The 23,405-nt window shown below is 38.1% G+C and carries 11 protein-coding genes; 8 read left to right on the top strand and 3 right to left on the bottom strand.

Annotated elements, in window-relative coordinates; genetic code table 11:
• Window positions 1–178 precede the first annotated feature (178 nt).
• The 3 genes from ACHRV5_RS03015 (at window position 179) to ACHRV5_RS03005 (ending at window position 9,120) form a co-directional block, all read left to right on the top strand.
• Entirely contained in the window at window positions 179–3,361 is a 3,183-nt protein-coding gene (locus ACHRV5_RS03015; protein ID WP_395425703.1) for a SusC/RagA family TonB-linked outer membrane protein, read from the top strand.
• 14 nt (window positions 3,362–3,375) lie between these two features.
• A complete protein-coding gene (locus ACHRV5_RS03010; protein ID WP_395425702.1) occupies window positions 3,376–4,833 on the top strand; it encodes a SusD/RagB family nutrient-binding outer membrane lipoprotein in 1,458 nt (485 codons plus the stop codon).
• 438 nt (window positions 4,834–5,271) lie between these two features.
• The gene (locus ACHRV5_RS03005; protein WP_395425701.1) at window positions 5,272–9,120 is read left to right on the top strand and encodes a M43 family zinc metalloprotease; all 3,849 of its coding nucleotides are present in this window, start codon (window positions 5,272–5,274) and stop codon (window positions 9,118–9,120) included.
• A 1,042-nt stretch (window positions 9,121–10,162) separates the two neighbouring features.
• Here the strand turns inward: ACHRV5_RS03005 and ACHRV5_RS03000 are convergent.
• From ACHRV5_RS03000 to ACHRV5_RS02990, 3 genes are all read right to left on the bottom strand, one after another.
• Entirely contained in the window at window positions 10,163–11,374 is a 1,212-nt protein-coding gene (locus ACHRV5_RS03000; RefSeq protein ID WP_395425700.1) for a M24 family metallopeptidase, read from the bottom strand.
• Window positions 11,375–11,432: 58 nt separating this feature from the next.
• Window positions 11,433–12,500 (bottom strand): proline racemase family protein, encoded by a 1,068-nt coding sequence (locus ACHRV5_RS02995; protein WP_395425699.1) that lies wholly within the window; start codon window positions 12,498–12,500, stop codon window positions 11,433–11,435.
• A gap of 596 nt (window positions 12,501–13,096) precedes the next feature.
• Complete coding sequence (locus ACHRV5_RS02990) at window positions 13,097–14,059, bottom strand: ornithine cyclodeaminase family protein (protein ID WP_395425698.1); 963 nt, start codon at window positions 14,057–14,059, stop codon at window positions 13,097–13,099.
• A gap of 152 nt (window positions 14,060–14,211) precedes the next feature.
• Between ACHRV5_RS02990 and ACHRV5_RS02985 the strand changes: the two genes are divergently transcribed.
• From ACHRV5_RS02985 to ACHRV5_RS02965, 5 genes are all read left to right on the top strand, one after another.
• A complete protein-coding gene (locus ACHRV5_RS02985; RefSeq protein ID WP_395425697.1) occupies window positions 14,212–15,504 on the top strand; it encodes a S28 family serine protease in 1,293 nt (430 codons plus the stop codon).
• Window positions 15,505–15,822: 318 nt separating this feature from the next.
• Entirely contained in the window at window positions 15,823–16,425 is a 603-nt protein-coding gene (locus tag ACHRV5_RS02980) for an RNA polymerase sigma factor (protein ID WP_047778037.1), read from the top strand.
• A gap of 434 nt (window positions 16,426–16,859) precedes the next feature.
• Window positions 16,860–18,074 (top strand): FecR family protein, encoded by a 1,215-nt coding sequence (locus ACHRV5_RS02975; RefSeq protein WP_395425696.1) that lies wholly within the window; start codon window positions 16,860–16,862, stop codon window positions 18,072–18,074.
• Window positions 18,075–18,295: 221 nt separating this feature from the next.
• Complete coding sequence (locus tag ACHRV5_RS02970) at window positions 18,296–21,604, top strand: SusC/RagA family TonB-linked outer membrane protein (RefSeq protein ID WP_395425695.1); 3,309 nt, start codon at window positions 18,296–18,298, stop codon at window positions 21,602–21,604.
• Window positions 21,605–21,626: 22 nt separating this feature from the next.
• Entirely contained in the window at window positions 21,627–23,321 is a 1,695-nt protein-coding gene (locus tag ACHRV5_RS02965; RefSeq protein WP_395425694.1) for a RagB/SusD family nutrient uptake outer membrane protein, read from the top strand.
• The last annotated feature ends 84 nt before the right edge of the window (window positions 23,322–23,405 follow it).

Here is a 23,405-nt window from a genome sequence, read left to right as displayed (position 1 = left end):
ACTAACAATCACCCTATTTCACAATGGTAAGATAATACTTCTAAAATTGTAAAATTTACACTTATCGGGTAATATACGCCGCTTTTGCGATAATATATTATCATAAAAATTAGCTAAAAAGCAAAACATTTGCCAATACTAATTATAAAACCATAATATGAAATTTAAAATTAATTTTATGAAAGTTACAATGCTCTTCTTTGTGCTTGTAGCTCAACTTACGTTCGCGCAGGAGCGGGTTGTGTCGGGAATTGTCTCAGATAATACAGGAATGCCATTACCGGGTGTCGGCGTATTAGTGAAAGGAACAAAAACAGGAACTCAAACTGATTTTGACGGTAGATACTCAATAAAAGCAGAGGGGAATGCTGTTATTATATTCAGTTATATTGGGATGCAGTCGCAAGAAGTTATAGCAACTGATAAAAATTTAAACGTAAAAATGTCTTCGGGATCGATGCAATTACAGGAAATTGTAGTGACGGCATTAGGGATCAAAAGAGAGAAAAAATCTTTAGGTTATGCTACTCAGGAAGTAAGCGGTGAAGAACTTACGAAAGTAAATACGGGTAACGTTTCTAATAATATTTCGGGAAAAATTGCCGGAGTAGAAATCAGAAGAAACAATAATATTGGAGGATCTACCAATGTTGTGATTCGTGGTACGACTTCTTTGACACAGAGTAATCAGGCATTGTGGGTTGTGGATGGAATTATATTGAATAATGACAATACCAATACAAACGATCAAATATCGGGCGGTAACAAAGGTGGGTATGATTATGGAAATGCCGCTTCGGATATTAATCCCGATGATATTGAAAACATGAACGTTTTAAAAGGTGCTGCTGCAACAGCATTGTACGGATCAAGAGCATCAAATGGGGTTATTATTGTAACGCTTAAAAAAGGAAGTAAATCTAAAGGAGGTTTAGGAATAAACTTTAGTTCAGGTGTAAATATTGGAGTTGTGGACAAAAAGACATTACCAAAATATCAAAACCAATACGGAAGTGGTTATGGTGATTTTTACGGCACAACCGATTTAGGAAGTGGAACTCATCCTTATACCGCAACTGATGATGCGTCATGGGGGCCAAGATTTGATCCGTCATTATTGGTGTACAACTGGAATTCGTTTTACCCTGAGTTACCAACTTACGGAAAAGCGACACCTTGGACAGCAGTAAAAAACAACCCAAATAGCTTTTATCAAAATAGCGTGACCTTTATTAATAGTATTGCTGTTTCGGGAGCGAATGAAGGTGGAGATTTTAGATTTGGTTACAGCAACTACAATCAGAATCAAGGGATTTTACCAAATAGTGAAAACAGAAAAGACAATTTCAACTTTTCCGGAAGTTATAAAATTAGCGACAGAACTAAAGTTTCAGCCACAGCAAATTACTTGAAATCATATGCTAAAGGAATGAATGAAACTGGTTATGGAGATGGTGGAAACAACTATTTGAGTAGTGTGAGACAATGGTATTCGACCAGTGTTGATTTTAAAGATCTTGAAGCTGCCTACAATTTAACTGGAAGAAATACAACGTGGAATGTTGGTTCACCGGAGAATTTAAATGTACAATTTCATGATAACCCTTATTTTCAAAGATATCAAAACTACAATTCATTAGTGAGAGACCGTTTCTTTGGAAATGTAGTGATCAAAACTGATATCACCAATTGGTTCGATATTATGGGAAGAGGTGCAGTAGATTATTACCACCAATTGCAGGAAGAACGTGTGGCTGTTGGTTCGAAAAGAACGCCAAACGGATTAGGAGAATATTCCAGATATGACAAAACGTTCAGAGAAATCAATTTAGATTTAATAATGAACTTTAAAGCCAGAATCGTTGACGGAATTAATTTCACGGGTATGTTGGGTGCTAACTCAAGACGTTCGATCAATACTTCCATTTTTGCAGTAACAAACGGAGGATTGGTAGTTCCCGGGATTTATGCCTTGGACAATTCAGTTGATGCGATTAATAGTCCGGATGAAATGATGGAAACGAAAGGAACAAACAGTGTTTATTCAACCGCTAACTTTAATTTCTATGATACTTACTTTTTAGAAGGAACGTATAGAGTGGATCAATCTTCGACTTTGCCAAAAGACAATAGTGTTTATACTTATCCATCGGTAACAGCAACGTACATTTTTAGTAATCACCTCAAAACAGACTGGTTGTCTTTTGGGAAATTGCGTTTGAATTATGCTGAAACCGGTAATGATGCTCCTTTTGGAGTAACAACTGCCGTGTATCCTAAAAACAACAATTTTGGAGGGGCATCCCGTTTTTCTACAGACAATAACAAAAGTAATTCGGATTTAAAAAGTGAATTAACAAAAGGAGTTGAAGCTGGTATTGAGCTTAAATTTTTCAAAAACAGAGTAGGACTTGACTTCTCCTACTATAAAACGAATACGACTAACCAGATTCTTTCTATTGAAACACCAACTCAAACAGGTTATACCAGAGCGTGGATAAATGCAGGCGATGTTCAAAACAAAGGATTTGAAGTGTCTTTGAATGCGACTCCAATAAAAACAGACAACTTCACATGGCAAACTACAGTAAACTGGTCTACCAATAAAAATGAAGTAATTTCTTTGGGAGGACCAGACAGGATTTCGTTAGGAGGATTCCAGGGAGTAAGTTATGTAGCTGAAGTAGGCAAGCCAGTTGGACAGTTGGTAGGTTCCGGATATACGTATTTGGACGGACAGAAAATCATTCGTTCAAACGGAAGATATTTACAATCAGCAGGAGTAGTTATTGGTAATGTGAATCCGGATTGGATTGGAGGTTTTAATAACGTTTTGACTTATAAAAATATCGCTTTCAACTTCTTAATTGATGTTAAAAAAGGAGGAGACGTATATTCTCTGGATCAACAATACGGACATACAACAGGTATTTACGAAAGCACAGTAAGCAATAACCATTTAGGAGTTCCACAGCGTGAACCGGTTGCTAATGGTGGTGGAATTTTATTAGAAGGAGTAAAAGCAGATGGAACTCCAAACAATGTAGTAGCAAGTATAACAGGTACTGACGGATACTATTTTTACAACTCAATGCCACAGCAGGAATACGTATACGATGCTTCTTATGTGAAACTTCGTGAGGTTGGAATAAGCTATAAATTTCCAAAAAAATTACTAAAAAGCACCTTCATTAACAATATGGTTTTTGCTTTGAATGGAAGTAATCTTTGGATTATCAGTAAAAACTTGCCTTATGCAGATCCGGAAGCAGGGATGTCTTCAGGTAACTTGCAAGGATTCCAGACGGGTGTATTGCCAACTACAAAAGAGTACAGTTTTACATTGAAAGTTCAATTCTAAAAAAAGATAACGATATGAGAATTATAAAAACAATATTTTTTGCAGGAGCTGTTTTACTTTCAATAGTTTCATGTGACAACTTAGACGATTTAAACGTTGATCAAAAAGCCTATACCAAAGTGGTACCTGCTGCTTTGATGACGAATGCTCAGGTAAATTATGCCTATTTCTTAACTAATGCTTCTGTGAATTCTAATAATTTCAGAGCCTATGCACAACACTGGTCTACGTCAACTTATACAGATGAAGCCAACTACAATCAGGCAAAAAGAAATTTAGGAAGTTCACACGCGATATTGCTGTACAGAGATGTATTGCAGGATTTGGCGAATGCTCAAATTCAAATTAGAGAAGCGCAGGCTTTAGGACCAATTGAAGAAGCAGTTAAAAAAAATAACATTGCCATACTGGACGTACAAATCGTAATGGCTTACCAAACACTTGTTGATTTGTTTGGAAATGTTGCCTATTCAGAAGCGCTTAATGTAAAAGCATTTCCTTATCCTAAATATGACGATGCTAAAACCGTATACCTGGATTTGGCAGCTCGTTTAGATGTTGCTATAGCAAATATGGATGCTGCTAATGGAAGTTTCGGCGCTGCTGATTTGGTATTTAAAGGTAACGTTGGTCAATGGAAGACTTTAGCCAATAGCGTAAAACTTAAAATGGGATTGCATCTTGCTGATGTAGAACCGGTAAAAGCAAAAGCTATGGTAGAAAGTGCTTACAGTTCAGGAGTAATGAGTAATGAAACTCAAACAGCCTTGTTTCAGTATTATTCTACGAATACAGATATGAATCCGCTTTATGATAGTTTGGTGAATGAAAGTCAAATCATTATCTCCGCTTTTTTTGCAGATGAATTAAATGCGAAATCAGATCCAAGACGTGATTTCTTTTTTAACCCGGATTCAAAAATAGCCGGAGAATACAAAGGTGCACCTTATGCACAGCAAGTTAATTACTCCAATTTTACAAATACGGGTAAAAGATTAAAGTTAAAAACCAATCCGGGTGTATTGTTTGATTACACAGAAACTTGTTTTTTATTAGCCGATGCTGCTAACAGAGGTTTTAATGTTGGAGGAACTACCGAAGAATATTACACTAAAGGCATAGAAGCAAGTATGAAATTTTGGGGAGTTGCCAGTACCGATATGCAAACGTATCTGGCCAGACCTGACGTTGCATTTGCAACAGCAACCGGTACAGACAAACAAAAAATCGCCTACCAACTTTGGATTGCTTACTACAACCGTGGTTTTGAAGCCTGGACAGAATACAGACGTTTAGATTTCCCAATACTAACTGCTCCCGTATCGGCTGTAGCTGAAGCGGATGGCAAGGTTCCGGTAAGAAATATTTATTCCACTTCAGACAAAACGCTTAACAAAGCAAATTACGAAGCGGCATCAGCTGCTATAGGTGGAGATTTAATGACCACCAAAATTTTCTGGGACAAATTTTAATTTTTGAGTTAGTTTTATTTGTTTTTTGAAGCCGTCTCCCATTGTGGAGACGGTTTTTTTTATGGAGGGGCTTCGGCTTCGCTCAGCCTGACATTTTGGGTTAAAGTCTCAGTTTTCAGTCTCAGTTAGTAAAACTGAAGAGTCAGTAAGACGTTTCGACTTCGGTCAGCCTGACAATTGGGGGTTTCCGTCTTAGTTATTTTTGTGTCACCCTGAGCGGAGTCGAAGGCTGGTTTATTAAGGGTATTTGTGATGATTATGTTGTTTTTTGGTAAAAATAACAGATGTATTGATAGAAATTTTAGATTATTTTTTCATAGTACGTTTTTTTAAAGTTAATAAGTTGTTAATTATGTATTAATTCTTACTAAAATAGTATCAAAATAAAATTACGTCTAGGACTAAATTTGGTCATTACTAATTAAAACCCAAATAAGAATGAAATTTAAATTACTATTGTTCTTTCTGATTTTCAGTTTGTTGAAAGTTGGAGCTCAAGGTTTACCTTGTCGGACGACCGAAGAAAATGCTAAAATGTACCGGAATAATCCAAGTGCACTTCAAGAGAAAAAAGATTTTGATGCTTTTACCAAAAAGTTTGCTTTACAGCAAAAATCTAAAACTTCAAAAGCAGCGGTTACTACTTATACCATACCAGTGGTATTCCATATTTATGGAGACGTTCAAAGTGGAAAAACCGTTACTTATGAAAAAATTGTAAATCATTTGGCACAACTAAATGATGATTTTAATGGAAGAAATGCCGATTATCAAACGGTAGAATCGTTCTTCCAAGCCCGAAGAGGAACTTTGAATATCGAATTCAAGTTAGCAAAAAAAGACCCTAACGGTGGTTGTACAACAGGAGTTGTTTTTCACGCAGCAAAAAACGGTTATGGAAACGGTGGTGGTTATGACGACCAAATCGCTGCTGATGCCTGGGACAACACTAAATATATGAACATTTACATTCAAAATGATTTGTATAATGATGGTGCTCTAAATAACTCAGGAGTTGCCTGGTACCCGGATTCGGGTATGACGGCCAATAATACAGCCCGTGTTGTTTTTAATGGGGCTTATTTGTATGATAACTCCACCAACAAAGAATTCTCAGCAACCTTAACGCACGAATTTGGTCATTTCCTGAATCTGATTCACACTTTTGACGGTGGTTGTTCAGGAACAGACGAAGTAGATGATACACCGGCAGAAGACGGAAATCATACTTTAGCCTGTACTCCGGGTACAAATTGCGGTGGAGGCAAAGTAAACTTCGAAAATTACATGGGATACAACGGAGCTCAAGGCTGTTATAAAATGTATACGCAGGGACAGATCAGCAGAATGCTTGCTGCTTTAGAACATGCTTCACGTAAATCTTTATGGCAACCTCAAAATCTGATTGATACAGGTGTAAATGTAACAGGAAGTGCATTAGTGGCTTCTGCGACTTCCTTTAAAGAAGCAATTGTAAATGATGGTTCTTTTACAACTTCGTCTGCAGTAACTTTGAGCGGTGCAAAAACATTCGCGATTAGTTCAGGGACAATGACGGCGGGAACACATTTCACACATACTTTCCCAGCCGGAATAACTCCGGTGCTTACTGTAAATTCAAACAATCAGGTAACGGTTACCTTAACAGGAAAAGCAACAAATCACGCATTGGCAAATAACACTTCAGGTGGTATTACTTTTTTACCGGCTGCTTTTGTTGGTGGAACTACTAATTTGTCTTGTACTTCTTTGTTCTTTAATTTTAGATTTTCAGATCCGTACGGAGTCTTTTTTGTAGACATGCCGGATGTTACGGTTTCGGCCTCATTAGGCTGGAAGTATTTCGAAATAGCCAAAGGAGATGATCCTGCATTTGGAGGCTGGAGATTTGCTGCTAATGCTTTAAAAATTGAAACATACGATAAGAAATTAGTCTGCGAAACGGGTTCCAGAAACATCTCTTTACTAGGAGCAAATACTGCTGTTGGTCCAACAAGTAATATGACGGCTCCGGGAGCCTATCCGAATCAACTTGATTTGAGAACTGCCGCTTATACTGCTTGGGATGGAAAATCTGGTTATGTAGGTTTTGACTATTTAATGGATGGTCTAACGTGTTACGGATGGTTTAAAGTTACCGTTACAGCTAACGGAGACGGTTATACCATTTCTGAATATGCTTACAACACACAACCGAATACGCCAATTTATACGGGTATGACAGCTAAAACAGCTGTAGTTTTATCAGAAGGTACTTTATATGAATCGGAAGTAAATGATGGTGCTATAAGTACAAGTACTGTGATTTCGTTATCAACCAATAACGGAACATTTACAAAAAGCAGCGGAACATTTACGGCTGGAACACATTATACTATTACAGGAGTACCAGCTGGATTAACAGCAGTACTGACACTTCAGAGTAATTCTAAAACGGCACTTACTTTTACAGGAAAAGCTACTGCGCACCTTCCTGCTAATGATGCGGCTGTGGTAGTTACTTTTAAAGATGCTGCAATTACCGGCGGAATTGTGACCCTAGACAATGCTGCAAAAACAATAAACCTGAAATTTGATGCACCTTATGGCGTATTTTATGTAAACAATCCGGATTATGTAGCATCAGCTGCAGCGACATGGGATTATTTTAATTTAGGCATAGGGGACAATACGGAGTATGGTGCATGGCAATTTGCAGCAGCAGCTTTAAAAATTGAAACTTATGGAAAAAGATTAGTTGGAGAAACAGGTACAAGAAATATTTCTTTCATAGCAGAAGGAACTACTATTGGAGCTTCCAGTAATTTTGTTACTCCGGGAAGTGCTTATCCGGATCAATTAGATTTGAGAACTGCAACTTATACGAATTGGGATAATAAAACAGGATATGTTGGTTTTGAATATAAAAGCAGAGGACGTACTTGCTATGGATGGCTTCATATAAAAGTAGAAGCCGGTGGAGTAGGATATACTGTTCTGGATCATGCCTACAACACAAAACCTGGTGAATCTATACAAGCAGGAACACAGACGGGAGTTACCGTTTTGGCTCCGTCAAATTTAACAGCAACAGTCAATGCAACAAATTTAGAAGCACAACTTAGCTGGACAAACAATGCTACAAATGCTACCAATGTTGTAGTAGAAAGAGCAGGTTCAGATGATGTTTATGCTGAAATTGCAACTTTGGCCAGTACAGTAATTACTTATACCAATACAGGTTTAACAGCTGGTAGTACCTATAAATACAGAGTTAGAGCAAAAGCTGCAGCGGTTTATTCTCCTTATTCAAATGTGGTATCGGCTACGATTCCAAATACTGCATTCTGTGCTGCACAGGCAGCAAACGGGTATGAATACATCAATACAGTAGCAGTTGGAACTTTTACGAATACTACAGGAAAAGATGCGGCAGGTTATGCAGATCATACTTCAAAAGTGATTACGCTAACGACAAATGCAAGCATGAATGTTAGTTTGACTCCTGGATTCTCCAGTACTTCTTATACAGAATATTGGGGTGTTTGGATCGATTACAACAAAAACAATCAGTTTGAAGCTTCTGAAAAAGTGATAAACAATCTTTCTGCAAAAACCACAGTAACAGGAAGTTTTACTCCGGTTGCCTTTACAGGTACTACTCGTATGCGTGTTGTAATGAAATACAATTCAAATCCAACCACTGCTTGTGGAAATATCGGAGATGGTGAGGTAGAAGATTATACGGTTACATCAGGAACAATTGTGGTTCCTAACCCTGGGACTTTACCAGTACCAACAAATCTTACCAATTCAGGTGTTTACTCATCAGGTTTCTATGCTTCTTGGGATACAAAACCGGAGGCGGCATCTTACGAAGTACAATTAAATAGCGCAACAGGCTGGACTTCAGTAGGAAGTTCTGCTACTTATTATTTGTGGATTCCAAAACAAGGCACTCAAACGGTTTATGAATTTAGAGTTCGTTCTATAAACGGCACAGCATTTAGTGATTGGAGTCCTTCTCACACGATTGACCTGCAAACCGCCAGCTCAGGACCACAGCAAATGGATACAACCAGATCATTTACATTGTATCCAAACCCGGCCTCTGATGTAGTGAATTTTAATTTTACAAATATTGATGTTACTAAAGTTAAAATAACGATTTACAACAGCACCGGTAACTTGATTGATATAGTACGAAATACTACTTCTTATTCTGTTAATACGCTAAGAAAAGGGGTTTACATTGTAGTAGCAACAGACGGAAACTTTATCGAAAAGAAAAAGTTATTAGTTGAGTAGTTATATTGGTTAGTTAATAATAAAAGGGTTGTTTCATATTTTGAGACAACCCTTTTTTCTAGTAGAATGGAAAGTTTTTTTGTTTCAGGTTTCAAGTTTTGTTTCAAGTTTCAGGTTTCAAGTTAAATGTGAAAGGTAAACTGATGCTGAAAACGGAGACCTTAACCCAAAATGTCAGGCTGAGCGAAGTCGAAGCCCTTCTCAACAAACCAGCCTTCGACTCCGCTCAGGGTGACACAAAAATAACTAAGACGGAAACCTCCAATTGTCAGGCTGACCGAAGTAGAAGTGTCTTACGAAATCTTCAGTTTTACTAACTGAGACTGAGACCGAGACTGAAAACGGAGACCTTAACCCAAAATGTCAGGCTGAGCGAAGTCGAAGCCCTTCTCAACAAACCAGCCTTCGACTCCGCTCAGGGTGACACAAAATAACTAAGACGGAAACCCCCAATTGTCAGGCTGAGCGAAGTCGAAACGTCTTACGAACTCTTCAGTTTTACTAACCGAGACTTAAAACGGAGACTTAAAACGGAGACCTTAACCCAAAATGTCAGGCTGAGCGAAGTCGAAGCCCTTCTCAACAAACCAGCCTTCGACTCCGCTCAGGGTGACACAAAATAACTAAGACTGAAACCCCAATTGTCAGGTTGACCGAAGTCGAAACGTCTTACGAACTCTTCAGTTTTACTAACTGAGACTGAGACCGAGACTGAAAACGGAGACCTTAACCCAAAATGTCAGGCTGAGCGAAGTCGAAGCCCTTCTCAACAAACCAGCCTTCGACTCCGCTCAGGGTGACACAAAAATAACTAAGACGGAAACCCCAATTGTCAGGCTGAGCGAAGTCGAAGCCCTTCTCAACAAACCAGCCTTCGACTCCGCTCAGGGTGACTCAAAAATAACTAAGACGGGAACCCCAAATTGTCAGGCTGACCAAAGTCGAAACGTCTTACGAACTCTTCAGTTTTACTAACTGAGACTGAGACTGAGACTGAGACTGAGACCGGGACCGAGACTGAAACCTGAAACAATCCCTCCCCCTAAACCCCAAACGGATTATCAATAGATTCCATCGGAGTCGTAAACCACTTAGGACCGCTTGCTGTCATGTAAAAATGATCTTCGTGGCGAATACCAAATTGACCGGGAATACAGATCATAGGTTCGTTACTAACGACCATGCCTTCTTGCAAAAGGGTTTGATTTCCTCGAACTAAATACGGATATTCATGGATGTCTAATCCCGTACCATGGCCTACGCGGTGTGGCAAACCCGGGATTTGGTAATCACCGCTTAGTCCCGCTTGGGCTAATACTTTTCGGGCGGCATCGTCTACAGCGCCACAAGTAGCACCAATTTGTGCGGCATCAAAGGCTGCTTTTTGAGTTGCTTTTTCTAAGTTCCATATTTTTATGTGGGCTTCGGTTGGAGTCCCGTATACGTAGGTACGTGTGATGTCGGAAAGATATCCTTCTAAGCGACAGCCCGTATCAATTAAAACAATATCATTATCTTTTAAATTCTGTGGAGCAGTAACGCCATGCGGGTATTGTGAATCCTCTCCAAAAAGAACGATACAGAAATACGAACCTGAGTTTATTCCGGCTTTGATATGAGCTTTATTGACAAAATCTACAACAGTAGCCGCTTCAATTCCCGGATACAAAATACGTGCAGTTGCTTTTTGAACGACCATTGTAATATCTTTTGCCTGTTGAATTATAGCAATTTCAGCCGCTGATTTGTGCATGCGGCAACCAGCAGTTATTGGTTGTGCATTTATAAAAGTATAGTCCGGATTTGCTTTGATAATACTGTCAACTTGAAAATAAGAAGCTGATTCATCTAAAGCGATTGTTCCGTTAGAGACGTTTTTCTTTTGTAAAATAGCACCAAACAGCAGGCAAGGATTTTCATGCTCTTCCCAGAAATTTAAATGGCCTTCCACTTGCATAAAGGTTTTAAAAGTACCTTCTTCAAATTTTGGAACGATGTATTCGATGCTTTCATCTTCAAAAAGTAAAGCACCAACCATTCGTTCAGAAGGATTCCATTTAGTTCCGGTATAATAGTATAAGTTGGTTCCGGCATGTAAATAAAGTACTTTGCAGTTTTGTTCTTTCATCAGAAGAACAGCTTTTTTAAGGCGTAATTGATATTCAGCGATCGTAATCGGCTGAACATTTGTGGTCATGTTTTGTATTTTGTCTAGTTCGATACTTGCGGTTGAACCGCCAACTCCAATTGTCATTTGTTTGTCTTTTTTTAAGTTAGTTATAAAGTGGTGTACTTCTATATTGTTTTTAATATTAGCGTAAAATAAACCCGTTTTTCATTGGATCATTTGGATCAATGATAAAAGTATTTGTTCCCGTAATGTAGGCCGTTCCTTCTACTTGAGGAATTACGGCTTTGAATTTACCGAAGTCCAATTCGTCAACAAGGGAACCCTTAAAAATACTATTTGTTATGCTTTCAATACTAATTTCCTGCCCTTTTTTGATCTGATTTCTTGCCTTTTCGATAGCAATTCTTCCCGAAACACCCGAACCCGTTGGCGAACGATCTACTTCACCTTCTGCAAAAACGCAGACATTTCGACTATGGTTTTGCGCTTCCAAAGAGGTATCTATAAAAATGGTACCGTATAAAAAACTTAAGTCATCTTCAAACGGATGTAGTATTTCGTTGTCTTGTGCCATTACCGCATGTTTGATAGCTCTTCCGACTTGAATAATCATGCGATTGTCTTCGGGTGTCAGAGTAAGATTTATATTTTTGTTTTTACGAAGATCCACATAAGCGTAAAAGGCTCCTCCATAAGCCAAATCATAAGTAACATCGCCAATAGTAGGAACAGAAACAACGCGGTCTAAACCTACCACAAAACTCGGCACACAATGAAAGTGAACTCCGGTCAGCTCTCCGTCTTTTATTGTGGCATACGAGTGAATTCTGCCGCAAGGAGCATCGATTTTTAATTCATTTTCGCCTTCTTTTAAGGCAATCCAATTCATTTTTACAGCCAGGGTTGTGATCGCAATTATGGCATGCCCGCACATCGTACTGTACCCTTCGTTGTGCATAAAAAGGATTCCGAAATCAGCTTCGTCATCGTTGGGAGGGAGGAGGATGCAACCGTACATATCAGCATGACCTCTGGGTTCAAACATTAAAGCCGTACGTAAATAATCATAATGTTCTTTGATATACCTGCGATATTCTAAAACAGAATTTCCTTTTAATTCAGGGAAACCATCGATAATAACACGAAGCGGTTCTCCACCCGTATGCATGTCTATGGTTTTAATGGCGAGGCAATTTTCGGGTATAGTATAAGTGTTGTTTTTTAAAATAGTTTGATAGGTTTTTTTCATTGTGGCTGTTTATTTGTCTTTAATAGCGTTTTATATTATTTGCTTGTAGTGTGTGTTGTGTTTGGGTCAAGTTTTTTTGTCATGAATTTCACGGATTGGGATGATTTTTTTTGCCACAGATTAAAAAGATTCGCACAGATTATGTAATTATTTGGATAGTCAGGTTTTATCTAACTCTTTTCGGTTTACTGCAAAAAAGTAGTTATCGTTTCCAATTTTTCTTTTTCTCACGCAGATTTAGCAGATTTTTTATCGTTGCATTAAAAAAAAAATCCGCCAAATCTGCGTGCTATTTTATTTTAATGCGTTGAATTCCTGATAAAAATGCGCCGCTGCAACTAGATCTTCTAACGCATGCCCAACAGATTTGCTTCGGCTGTTCGCTATCGCTCGGGTAGCAGATTCTTTATAATTTCATTTAAAAAAAATCCGCCAAATCCGCCAAATCTGCGTGCTATTTTGCATTACTGTATTTCTCATAAAAATGAGCAGCCGCAACCAGATCTTCAAGTGCATGCCCAACAGATTTAGCAGATTTTTTATCGTTGCATTAAAAAAAAATCCGCCAAATCCGCTGAACCCGCCAAATCCGCGTGCTATTTTGCATTACTGTATTTCTCATAAAAATGAGCAGCCGCCACCAGATCTTCCAGTGCATGCCCAACAGATTTAAAGAAAGTAATTTCGTGATCGGTAGTTCTGCCTTTTTTGATACCGGAACACAATTCAAATAAATCAGCTTTAATGTCGCTCACTTTAATAACATTAGTCTGTAGCGGAATTACAATATCTCCGCTTTCTTTTAATCCACCCTGATAAGTGTCAATAAAAACGGAGGCCCTTGAAATGGCGGCGTCATCTGCCTCACGTATATCTTTTTTGTAAGCTCCTACCAAATCTAAATGTTGTCCTTCCTGTAACCATTCTCCAAAAACCAAAGGGGTCTTTGATAAAGTAGCGCAGGAAATGATATGGGCTTTTGGAATGGTATTTTCAATAGAACCAACCGTTTCACAGGTAAAAGGATATTCTTTTAAGGAGTCACAAACGAGTTTTGCTTTAGCAGGATTTCTTCCCCAAACATACACTTTTGTTATAGGTCGGACACTCGCATGTGCCCGAATCAGATTGGTAGCCAAAGCGCCTGTTCCAATCATAAATAAAGTGCTGGCATCAGTTCGTGAAAGATAACTACTGGCTAATGCAGAAACTGCTGCTGTCCGGGCTGCTGTTAAAGCTTTTGCTTCTAATATGGCTTTCACATGGCCTAAATGAGCATCCAGATAAACATAAATTCCCTGGATGGATGGTAAATTATGATTACCATTATTTGGACTTACCGTTACAATTTTTACACCCAGATCATTTCCCGGATGAAAAGCGGGCATTAATAATAAGGTAGAATCTACTTTTTCTTCCGGATTTGGAAAGTCATGGTGGTGCCGCATCGGAACTTCGATTTCGGTATTAGAAAAACCTTTTTGCAAGACTTCTACCAAGGTTTTATAGTCGCAATTTTCAGCTATAAAGGAGTCGGATATAAAGGGAATTGTGGTCATTTGGATCAGTTTTAGATTAAAATTAAAACTTTATTTCAGGATAACTATATTTTATCCGGAATCAGATAAAATATTACAATTAAGGGATAATATAGTATTGGTTCTGATTTAACAATGACAGTAATTTTAAAAATTGAATTAAATAGTATAAAATGAATAAAAAACTGTACATCGCTTTATTGCTCTTTATCGGCTTAAGTGCTTCGATTGGTTCGGCTCAAACGGTAGCAAAACCTGTGGCGGATCTTCAACAAAAATTAACGGAGTTGTTTCCTAAAGCTGTCATTACGCCAATAGAAAATCTGGAAGGATATACAACATCCTATCAATTGATCTTAGACGAACCATTAGATCACAAACATCCCGAAAAAGGGACTTTTCAACATTACATTTATCTGTCCCATGTTGGTTTTGACAGGCCAATGGTTATAGAAACGCACGGGTACAATACCGGAAATATAAAAAGTGAAGTAAGTAGTTTATTGCAAGCCAATCAGGTTGCGGTAGAGTATCGTTTTTACGGAAAATCAAGACCTGAGCCAATTCCATGGGAATATTTGACTAATGATCAGGCTATTGCAGATTATCACGGAATAGTAACTCAACTAAAAAAGCTATATACCGGAAAATGGATTTCAACCGGCATTAGTAAAGGAGGTGAAACGGCTCTAATCTACAAATCAAAATACCCGAAAGATGTTGATGTTGCGATGCCGTATGTGGCTCCTTTAATTAATACTTGTGAAGATCCCAGAACCGTAACACATGTAAAAGTGGTAGGGACACCGGAATGCAGAGCAAAAGTTACGGCTTTACAGCGAGCAGTTTTGCAAAACAGAGCCGAAGTAATGGCTGTTTTTTCAGAATACGCAACGGCAAAAAAAATGCAATACACCAAGGTACCGATGGAAGAGGCTTTGGAATATGCCGTTTTAGAATTTCCATTCTCTTTTTGGCAATGGGGTGGGAAATGTGATGAAATACCCGCCGCAAATGCTACCCCAAAAGAACTATTTGATTATTTGAATAAAATAGTAGGCGTGGGAACTTACAATGATAAAATGTATTTCAATTACCTGCCTTCGTACTATCAGCATTTAAGCGAGTTGGGGTACTATGGATTTGACTTTTCGCCCGTTGCAGATTTACTTAAAATTGTAAAGAGTAGTTCCAACGATCGATTTGCTCCGAAAGACGTTGTTATAAAATACAATCCCGATTATATTAAAAAAGTGCGTAAGTATGTTGAAAATAAAGGAGACCATATTTTATACGTCTATGGTGGTTACGATACCTGGTTTTCTTGTTCCCCAACGCCAAAACCAAATGTAGACGCCTTAAAGATGGTACTGCCCGAGGGAAGTCATGCCACCAGAGTCAAAGATTTTTCTGCAGCAGATCAAGCACTTATTAAGAGCACGTTGGACAAATGGTTGAACAAATAAAATTCTTTGATGCAGCAGAACGATTCAATTTTTTGTAATACATCCTTATAATATAGTGTAGCAGTTACTGAGCCTTATCAAATTTTTATAAAGCAGTTTTGCGTCTGGCAACTGACTTAATTTTCAATTTTAGCAGGGAATGTTTCGTGTCATTAATCTTCCATAATTGCTATGGTTCAGGGCTTGCTACGCTTTTTTTAGAAATATTTTTTTGGAGATTAGTTAACAGAAAACTAAGTAGCATAGTACAATTTAGAGGTAATATAATATAGGTTTAGTAGGCTGATTGCTTGTATTTTTAAAATAAAAAAATAAATTTTGATCCAAAATAACGACATAGATCTGGTTGAAGATTTTAGAAATGGCAAGGAAAAAGCAATTCGTAAGTTGTATCTGCTTTATTACCGACCGCTGTGTTATTTTAACAAGACTTTGATTAAATATTCGCAGGAAGCGGAAGATATTTCTACAGAAACATTTTTAAAACTACTTCAAAAAAAGCATGATTTTGACAACTTATCAGATATAAAATCGTTCCTTTTTGTGACCTCAAGGAATGCGTGTTACGATTTTTTAAGAAAAGAGAAGCGCCATAAAAAAGCACATGAAGAAATTAGCTTTTTAACTGAATCTGCAGAGCAATTTGGTGAAGGCGAAATGATAACAGCCAAAGTACTCCAAACCATTTATTGCGAAATGGAAAATCTGCCCCAACAATGTCAGGAAGTTTTCAAATCTATTTTTATTGAAGGCAAAAGCACCGCACAAATTGCAGGTGAAATGAAAATAAGCCCACAAACGGTTTTAAATCAAAAATCAAGAGCATTGTACAAGATCCGTTTAGCATTGCATCAGGAGAATATACTTTCTACAGTGGCATTGGTTAATATGCTTTCGGTGCTATTTTACAAACAAAGATAGTATTGCTCTTTTGCATCCCCATTAAGTAAACGGTACCCTTATCGTGTTTTATTCCTCCAAGTCAATCCGAAGAGCCACACAAATCCCTACCTCATTTTTGTCCCTCTGAGCAAAGCCGAAGAGCTTCATAATCCATAAACGTGATCCTCACCCCACTCGTGTCTCTCTGAGCGAAGCCAAAGAGCCACACAAACCCCTACCTCATTTTTGTCCCTCTGAGCGAAGTCGAAGAGCCGCACAAACTCCTACCTTATTTTTGTCCCTCTGAGCGAAGTCGAAGAGCTACCTGCCTTAAATATAATCTTTTTTATGATAGTCTTTGTTGTTGCAAATCAACTAATTACAAAATAATTCAAAAATAACTCCATTTTCCTGTAGTTAAAAAAACAGTTGATACGTGTTGTTCTATACAACATAAAATCAAAGTTAAGATTATGTCAAATTTGCCATTTCAGATAGATGAATTAATATTAAAATTCCTCAATAAAACCATTACGCCTAACGAACATTTTGTTTTAAAAGAATGGATTAACAGCTCTCCAGCCAACAAAGAAATCTTTGAGAATCTTACCAATAAAGAATGGGTAGCTACCGAATTAGATAAAATGTATGAATTTGAAAAAGACGCAGGTTGGGAAACCATTGCAGCTTCCTTAAAACACGCTAAAAGAATAGCTGGAAAAAAGAATAGAAAGTGGTTTCAGATGGTGGCTGCTGTGGTGTTGTTTGCGTTAAGCATAGGGTTCTGGTTTTATAAAACTCCTAATAAAGTAATTCCGGATCAGAATTTATCTCAAAAAGAACGTTTCGGAGCAGAAATTATGCCTCCAGAAATCAATCAGGCGATTTTAACCCTGTCAAATGGTAAAAAGATCATCGTGCAAAATGACCCCAAGAAAGAGCTGATTATCCATGCAGCAGCACTAACGCTAAAAACGAATGACGGGAATATCATTTACAAAGACCGTATTAATTCAAAAAAAGAGGTTTTAGCCCAAAATACTTTAGCTGTGCCTAAGGGAAGTAAGCCTTTACAGTTACTATTAGCTGATGGTACAATGACCTGGATAAATGCAGGGTCCTCTTTAACATTTCCATCTGAATTTATTGGTAAAGAACGAAAAGTAAGCATGACCGGGGAAGTTTTCTTTAAAGTAGCAAAGAACAAACACATGCCTTTTAAAGTAAATGCTAACGGAACGGAAACGGAAGCATTGGGAACTCAATTTAATATCAATGCTTACGCGGACCAGCCCAATACCAAAATCACACTGGTTGAGGGAAGTATCAGAGTAGAAAAAAGAGTCTCTAAACTTTTGATCGGAAGTCTGATCGTTAAACCCAATCAGCAGGTGATAGCCGAAAAGGAACTGACTTTAATTAAGGAGGCCAATATAGAAGAAACAACTGCCTGGAGAGACGGACAATTTTACTTTGAAGGAGCAGATATTAAAGTCGTTATGAATCAAATTTCGAAATGGTATGATCTTGACGTAGCCTATAGAGGAACTATTAATTCTTCGTTTGTTATGAAAATCTCCAAAGATGTGCCACTGTCCGAATTGCTGAAAATAATGGAAATGACAGATTTGGTGCGCTTTAAATTGGAAGGAAAAAAAATTATAGTAATGTCTTATACAAAACCATAGAGAGACTTTCGAGAGTCTTACTAAGGTTCACCGGAAATTAAAATAATTTTATAAAAAAAGCCGGAAAGTGTTCGAGCACTTCCGGCGATATAAGAGGTTGTTTTAATCATACAAGTTCCACAAGTAGTAATTATTAACCAATAACCAAAGTTATGAATTTAAATCCAATTTTGAAGACTTCGCCTACCAAGCGAAAGTCAAAATTTAAAACATCACTAAAGATGAAAATTACCGGCATTTTATTGCTAGCAGTTACCATGCAGGTCTGCGCAACAGGAATGGCTCAAAAAGTAAGTCTGACATTTAAGAATGATAAGTTGTTGACGGTCTTTAGAGAGATAGAGAAACAGACTAATTACAGTTTTGTTTATGGGAAAGAGCAACTGATGAAAGCGCAAAACATTACGATTTCTATTCAGAATGAAAAATTAGAAACCGCCTTAGAGCTCATTTTCAAAAACCAACCCATGACTTATACGTTAGAAGGGAATCATGTGATCCTGAAAAAACGAAGTGATTTCGCAAATCTTTCAGAAATAATTCAGCCCATACAATTGCAGATTAGCGGAAAAGTAACCGACGAAAATGGTTTGCCGCTTGCCGGAGCAAACGTACTTTTAAAAGGAACCAAAAAAACGGTTTTGACGCAGGATGACGGAAGTTTCGAAATTCAGATTCCAAGTTATAAAAGCACTTTGATCGTTTCCTTTACGGGCTTTATTTCAAGGGAAATAATACTTTCAGAAGGAGAGAATGCGATTACCGTTCAATTAAAAGAAGAAAACAAAACATTGGATGAAGTGGTAGTTGTTGGATATGGCTCGCAAAAGAAAGGAAGTTTAACCGGTGCTGTTTCTTCTATAAACGGAGCCGCTTTGGTAAAAAGTTCTACTCCAAACGTTTCCAATACCTTAGTAGGAAGGGTTGCCGGAGTTATTGCGAACAACCGTTCCGGAAGACCCGGAGATGACAATGCAACCATTCTGATCAGAGGAATCAATTCTTTTGGAGGTGGAACAGGACCTTTAGTCGTGATTGACGGCATACCCGATCGAGATTTAAGCAGAATGAATCCCGCAGACATAGAAACGGTTACGGTTTTAAAAGATGCTTCGGCAGCTATTTACGGAGTGAGGTCTGCCAATGGTGTAATTCTGGTGACAACCAAAAGAGGGAAACTAGGGAAACCAACGATTCAATACGATGGTTCTTACGGGATACAGCAATTAACCAGAATGACCGAGCGTGTTAATTCGTGGCAGTATATGACCTATTATAACGAATTAAATGTAAACAAAGGAAATGCCGCACCCTACGCACAAGCAGATATTGATAAATACAAAGCAGGAAATGTTCCCAATTATACCAGTACAGACTGGATGAAAGCGGTCTTTAGACAAAATGCCCCACAATCGACTCAATCGCTATCCGTTAGCGGTGGGACTGAGGATGTGAAATACTATTTATCAGGCCAATATCTGAATCAGGAAAGTAATTTCAGAAACAGTGATGAATTGTTTAAACAATACAATCTGAGATCCAATATAGATGTAAAAATAAGCAACAACCTAAAAGTCAATTTTGACCTTGCCGGTCGCAGAGAAAGCAGGGTGTATCCTTCGGCATCGGTAGGTAGTATTCTTCATGAAACGGTTAGTATGTATCCGTTTATTCCGGATTATTATGCAAACGGACTTCCTTCTGCGGGTATTGCAAATGGTAGAAATCCGGTTATTATGACTTCTTCAGCTGCGGGATATGATAAAATTCAAAACCTGATCCTGAATCCAAAAATTGGATTTGAATTGAAAATGCCATACGTAACCAAAGGATTTTCTGTAAGCGGATATGCCGCTTTTGATTATGCTTTGCGTAGCGAAAAAAGATTTACAAAACCCTGGGATGCGTACTCGTATGATAAAACTACCGATACTTACAACAATCAAAAAGCAAGTACTGCTATTTCGAGTGTAACACAAGACGAATTCCTGTCTAATGAAAATACGTATTTTTTTAAAGCAGCTTACGACAGACAGTTCGACAAACATGAAGTAAATGCTTTTTTAGGGTACGAGCAAACCACCAATATAAATAAGAGAACCACGGCTTACAGACGAGATTTATTAAGCGATCAATTGGACCAGATTTTCGCAGGAAGCACCGTAGCGCAAGATGCCAATGGATTTGAATACCAGGACGGAAGAGAAAGTTATTTAGGGAGAGTGGCCTATAATTATGACGGTAAATATTTTGCAGAAGTTTCGGCTCGTTATAACGGATCATTCAATTTTCCTACCGAAAATCGCTGGGGAATGTTTCCTGCATTATCCTTAGGCTGGAAAATATCCAATGAAGATTTTTTCAAGGATAATATTAAAATAGTAGATCAGTTTAAAATTAGAGCTTCATGGGGGAAAATGGGTAACGATGCCATCGCACAATATTTGTTTATGACCCGATATCAATTGAATACGATTCAGGAGTATAATGTATATTTTGGAGACTATACTCAGGCGACTAATTTATACCTTTCATCAACACCAAATCCTAATATTACATGGGAAAATCAAGACACAAAAGATATTGGTTTTGACGCTTCTTTTCTGGACAATAAATTAAAAGTAGGGTTTGATTATTTCCACTATGTAAGGAGTGATATTTTGGCAGCTCGTAGTGCTTCGGTTCCGCAGTACACAGGGTTAGTACTCCCTCCGGAAAACATTGGAAAATCGCAAAATCATGGTGTAGACATAGCGGTTAGCTATGCTGGTGGTACGACAGATTTCAAATACAATGTAGGGCTTAATTTTACCTATGCCAAAAGCAAAGTCATTTTTCGTGATGAGTCCCCAAATATTCCCGAATGGCAAAGATCTACCGGAGAAGCAATCGATTCTTGGTTAGTGTATAAGACAAACGGGATCTATCGCAGTCAGGCAGATGTAGACGCGTCTCCACACTTAGAAGGAGCAGCCCCCGGCGATCTTTGGCTAAAAGACATCGATAATGATGGTAGTATCACAAGCAACGATAAGGTAAGAATCCCCGAATCTGCTACACCAAAAATAGTGTACGGTATTCCAATGGGATGTCAGTACAAAGGATTTGGTTTGGATATTCTTTGGACGGGTCAAACCATGGCAAGGCAAATGATACTTCCTCAGGCGCAAGGTTCAATAATCGCCCCGCCAACCTGGTTGTATGATGGCAGGTATACAGCAGAAAATCCAAATGCCCCATATCCGCGAGCATTCAACAGTACAGATAGCAGAAATAATGTTCCTGCCGATTTTTGGTTGAAAGATGCTTCATTTCTTCGTCTAAAATCTCTTGAAGTATCCTATGTATTACCAAAAAACATACTGAACAAACTAGGTGTTACAAACTTCAGATTTTATGTAGGAGGTTCTAATCTGTTCTCTATTGATAAAATGAAAAAATACAATGTCGATCCGGAAACGAATAATACCACGGGGATTAATTACCCTCAGGTACGTATTTACAGATTTGGATTGAATATCGGATTATAATAAAATAGCTAAAGAAAGAAGTATGAAAAATTTTAAAATAAGAAGTATAAAAAATAAAATAGTACTGGCTGTTTTTCTGATGGTCAGTGGACTGTTCTCGTCTTGTAGTGACGATATTTTGGACAAAGTTCCTTTAGATTCCTATACAGATGTGTCGGTATGGAATGATTTAAAGCTGACAGAAGCCTTTGTGAATAATTTGTACAATGTACTCCCAACCACACAACACAACTGGGATACCGCTACAAACCGCACTTGGGCACTGTCAGCTTCTTGTGATGAAGCGTATAATAAATTCAATGATTATAATTCTTCAATTATCAATTCGGGTGCGCTGACACCGGATAATATGAATGAATTTGATATCTGGGCTCCAACCTATGCCATCATTCAAAATTGCAATATTCTGCTTTCTAAAATTGATCATGTTCCGGGTGATGCCCAATGGAGAAATCGTTTAAAAGGTGAAGGCACTTTTCTAAGAGCCTATGCCTATTTTAAATTAATCCGTGATTATGGCGGAGTGCCTTTAGTCAAAGAACCTTTTGATTTGAACAGTAATTTTAATGTAGATCGCAGTTCTTATGAAGCATGTGTTGCCTTTATTTCGGATGAATTGGATAAAGCCGCTACCATGTTGCCTTTAGATCAGAGCGGTGCCAATTTAGGAAGAATCACCAAAGCAGCGGCCTTAGCATTGAAATCCAGAGCACTACTTTATGCAGCCAGCCCACAATGGAATCCGTCGAATGATTTGACAAAATGGAAGAAAGCGTCTGATGCTGCCAAAGCCGTAATCGATCTTAATGCATTTCAATTGTACACCGGAAATTATGCTGATTTATTCACTACCACTAATTCGGAAATAATTGCCGTTCGTTTATCGAGTAAGGTACCACAATGGAGTGCTTTTAACGGGGTTGAAATGTTTAATTCGCCAAGTGGTTTTCATGGCTGGGCATCCTTTGCTCCAAGTCAGAATCTGATAGATGCTTTTGGAACGGCCGATGGTAAAGATATCACAGACCCGACATCAGGATACGATCCTCAAAAGCCATACAAAAACAGAGATCCGCGTTTTTATAAAGATATTGTTTATGATGGACGTTCGTATGGTAATCCTGCCTTTTGTCAGGACCGTTACAAGGCAGGACATTCAAACATAGCAGAGTTTTATGAAGGGGGATTAGACTCTCCTCAAGGCTGGGATACCTGGAACAATAGTGCGACACGTTATACGTTCCGTAAATATTGTGATACTACTTTTAATTACAATACAGAAACCCAAACCAACAAACCTTACATCATTTCGCGTCTGGCAGAGATTTATCTGAACTATGCCGAAGCACAATTTAAAACAGGCAATGATGCCACTGCACTGCAATACCTGAATCTGATTAGAAAACGCGCAGGAATAAACAATGATCTGCCGGCATTATCAGGAACAGCATTGGAGAATAAAATTTACAACGAAAGACAAATCGAATTGTGTCTTGAAGGGCACCGTTATTACGATGTACGTCGATGGAAAATTGCCGAGGTAACAGAAAACAAACCATTGATGGGGGTCATTATTACCAAGAATACTAATGGTACAAAAACGTATACCTACACTAAAGTACAAGACAGGGTTTTTAAACCACAACATTATTTATTGCCAATTCCAAGAACAGAAATGAACAGGACAAGTCTTGTTCAGAATCCGGGATATAATTAAGGGTTTTGATTAGTTGAACGATATTATGAATCATAAGCATAATATCAATTTTGGTGCAAACCCACTTTTTAGAAATAAATAGCT

This window comes from Flavobacterium sp. FlaQc-52 (assembly GCF_044007495.1).
GTDB classification, from domain to species: Bacteria; Bacteroidota; Bacteroidia; order Flavobacteriales; family Flavobacteriaceae; genus Flavobacterium; species Flavobacterium cupriresistens.
The sequence above is the reverse complement of the archived record's forward strand: the minus strand, read 5'-3'. Positions and strand labels throughout refer to the sequence as shown.

Coding starts and splice junctions, on each gene's coding strand:
- ACHRV5_RS03015 (WP_395425703.1), top strand. CDS start 179: ATGAAAGTTACAATGCTCTTCTTTGTGCTTGTAGCTCAACTTACGTTC.
- ACHRV5_RS03010 (WP_395425702.1), top strand. CDS start 3,376: ATGAGAATTATAAAAACAATATTTTTTGCAGGAGCTGTTTTACTTTCA.
- ACHRV5_RS03005 (WP_395425701.1), top strand. CDS start 5,272: ATGAAATTTAAATTACTATTGTTCTTTCTGATTTTCAGTTTGTTGAAA.
- ACHRV5_RS03000 (WP_395425700.1), bottom strand. CDS start 11,374: ATGACAATTGGAGTTGGCGGTTCAACCGCAAGTATCGAACTAGACAAA.
- ACHRV5_RS02995 (WP_395425699.1), bottom strand. CDS start 12,500: ATGAAAAAAACCTATCAAACTATTTTAAAAAACAACACTTATACTATA.
- ACHRV5_RS02990 (WP_395425698.1), bottom strand. CDS start 14,059: ATGACCACAATTCCCTTTATATCCGACTCCTTTATAGCTGAAAATTGC.
- ACHRV5_RS02985 (WP_395425697.1), top strand. CDS start 14,212: ATGAATAAAAAACTGTACATCGCTTTATTGCTCTTTATCGGCTTAAGT.
- ACHRV5_RS02975 (WP_395425696.1), top strand. CDS start 16,860: ATGTCAAATTTGCCATTTCAGATAGATGAATTAATATTAAAATTCCTC.
- ACHRV5_RS02970 (WP_395425695.1), top strand. CDS start 18,296: ATGAAAATTACCGGCATTTTATTGCTAGCAGTTACCATGCAGGTCTGC.
- ACHRV5_RS02965 (WP_395425694.1), top strand. CDS start 21,627: ATGAAAAATTTTAAAATAAGAAGTATAAAAAATAAAATAGTACTGGCT.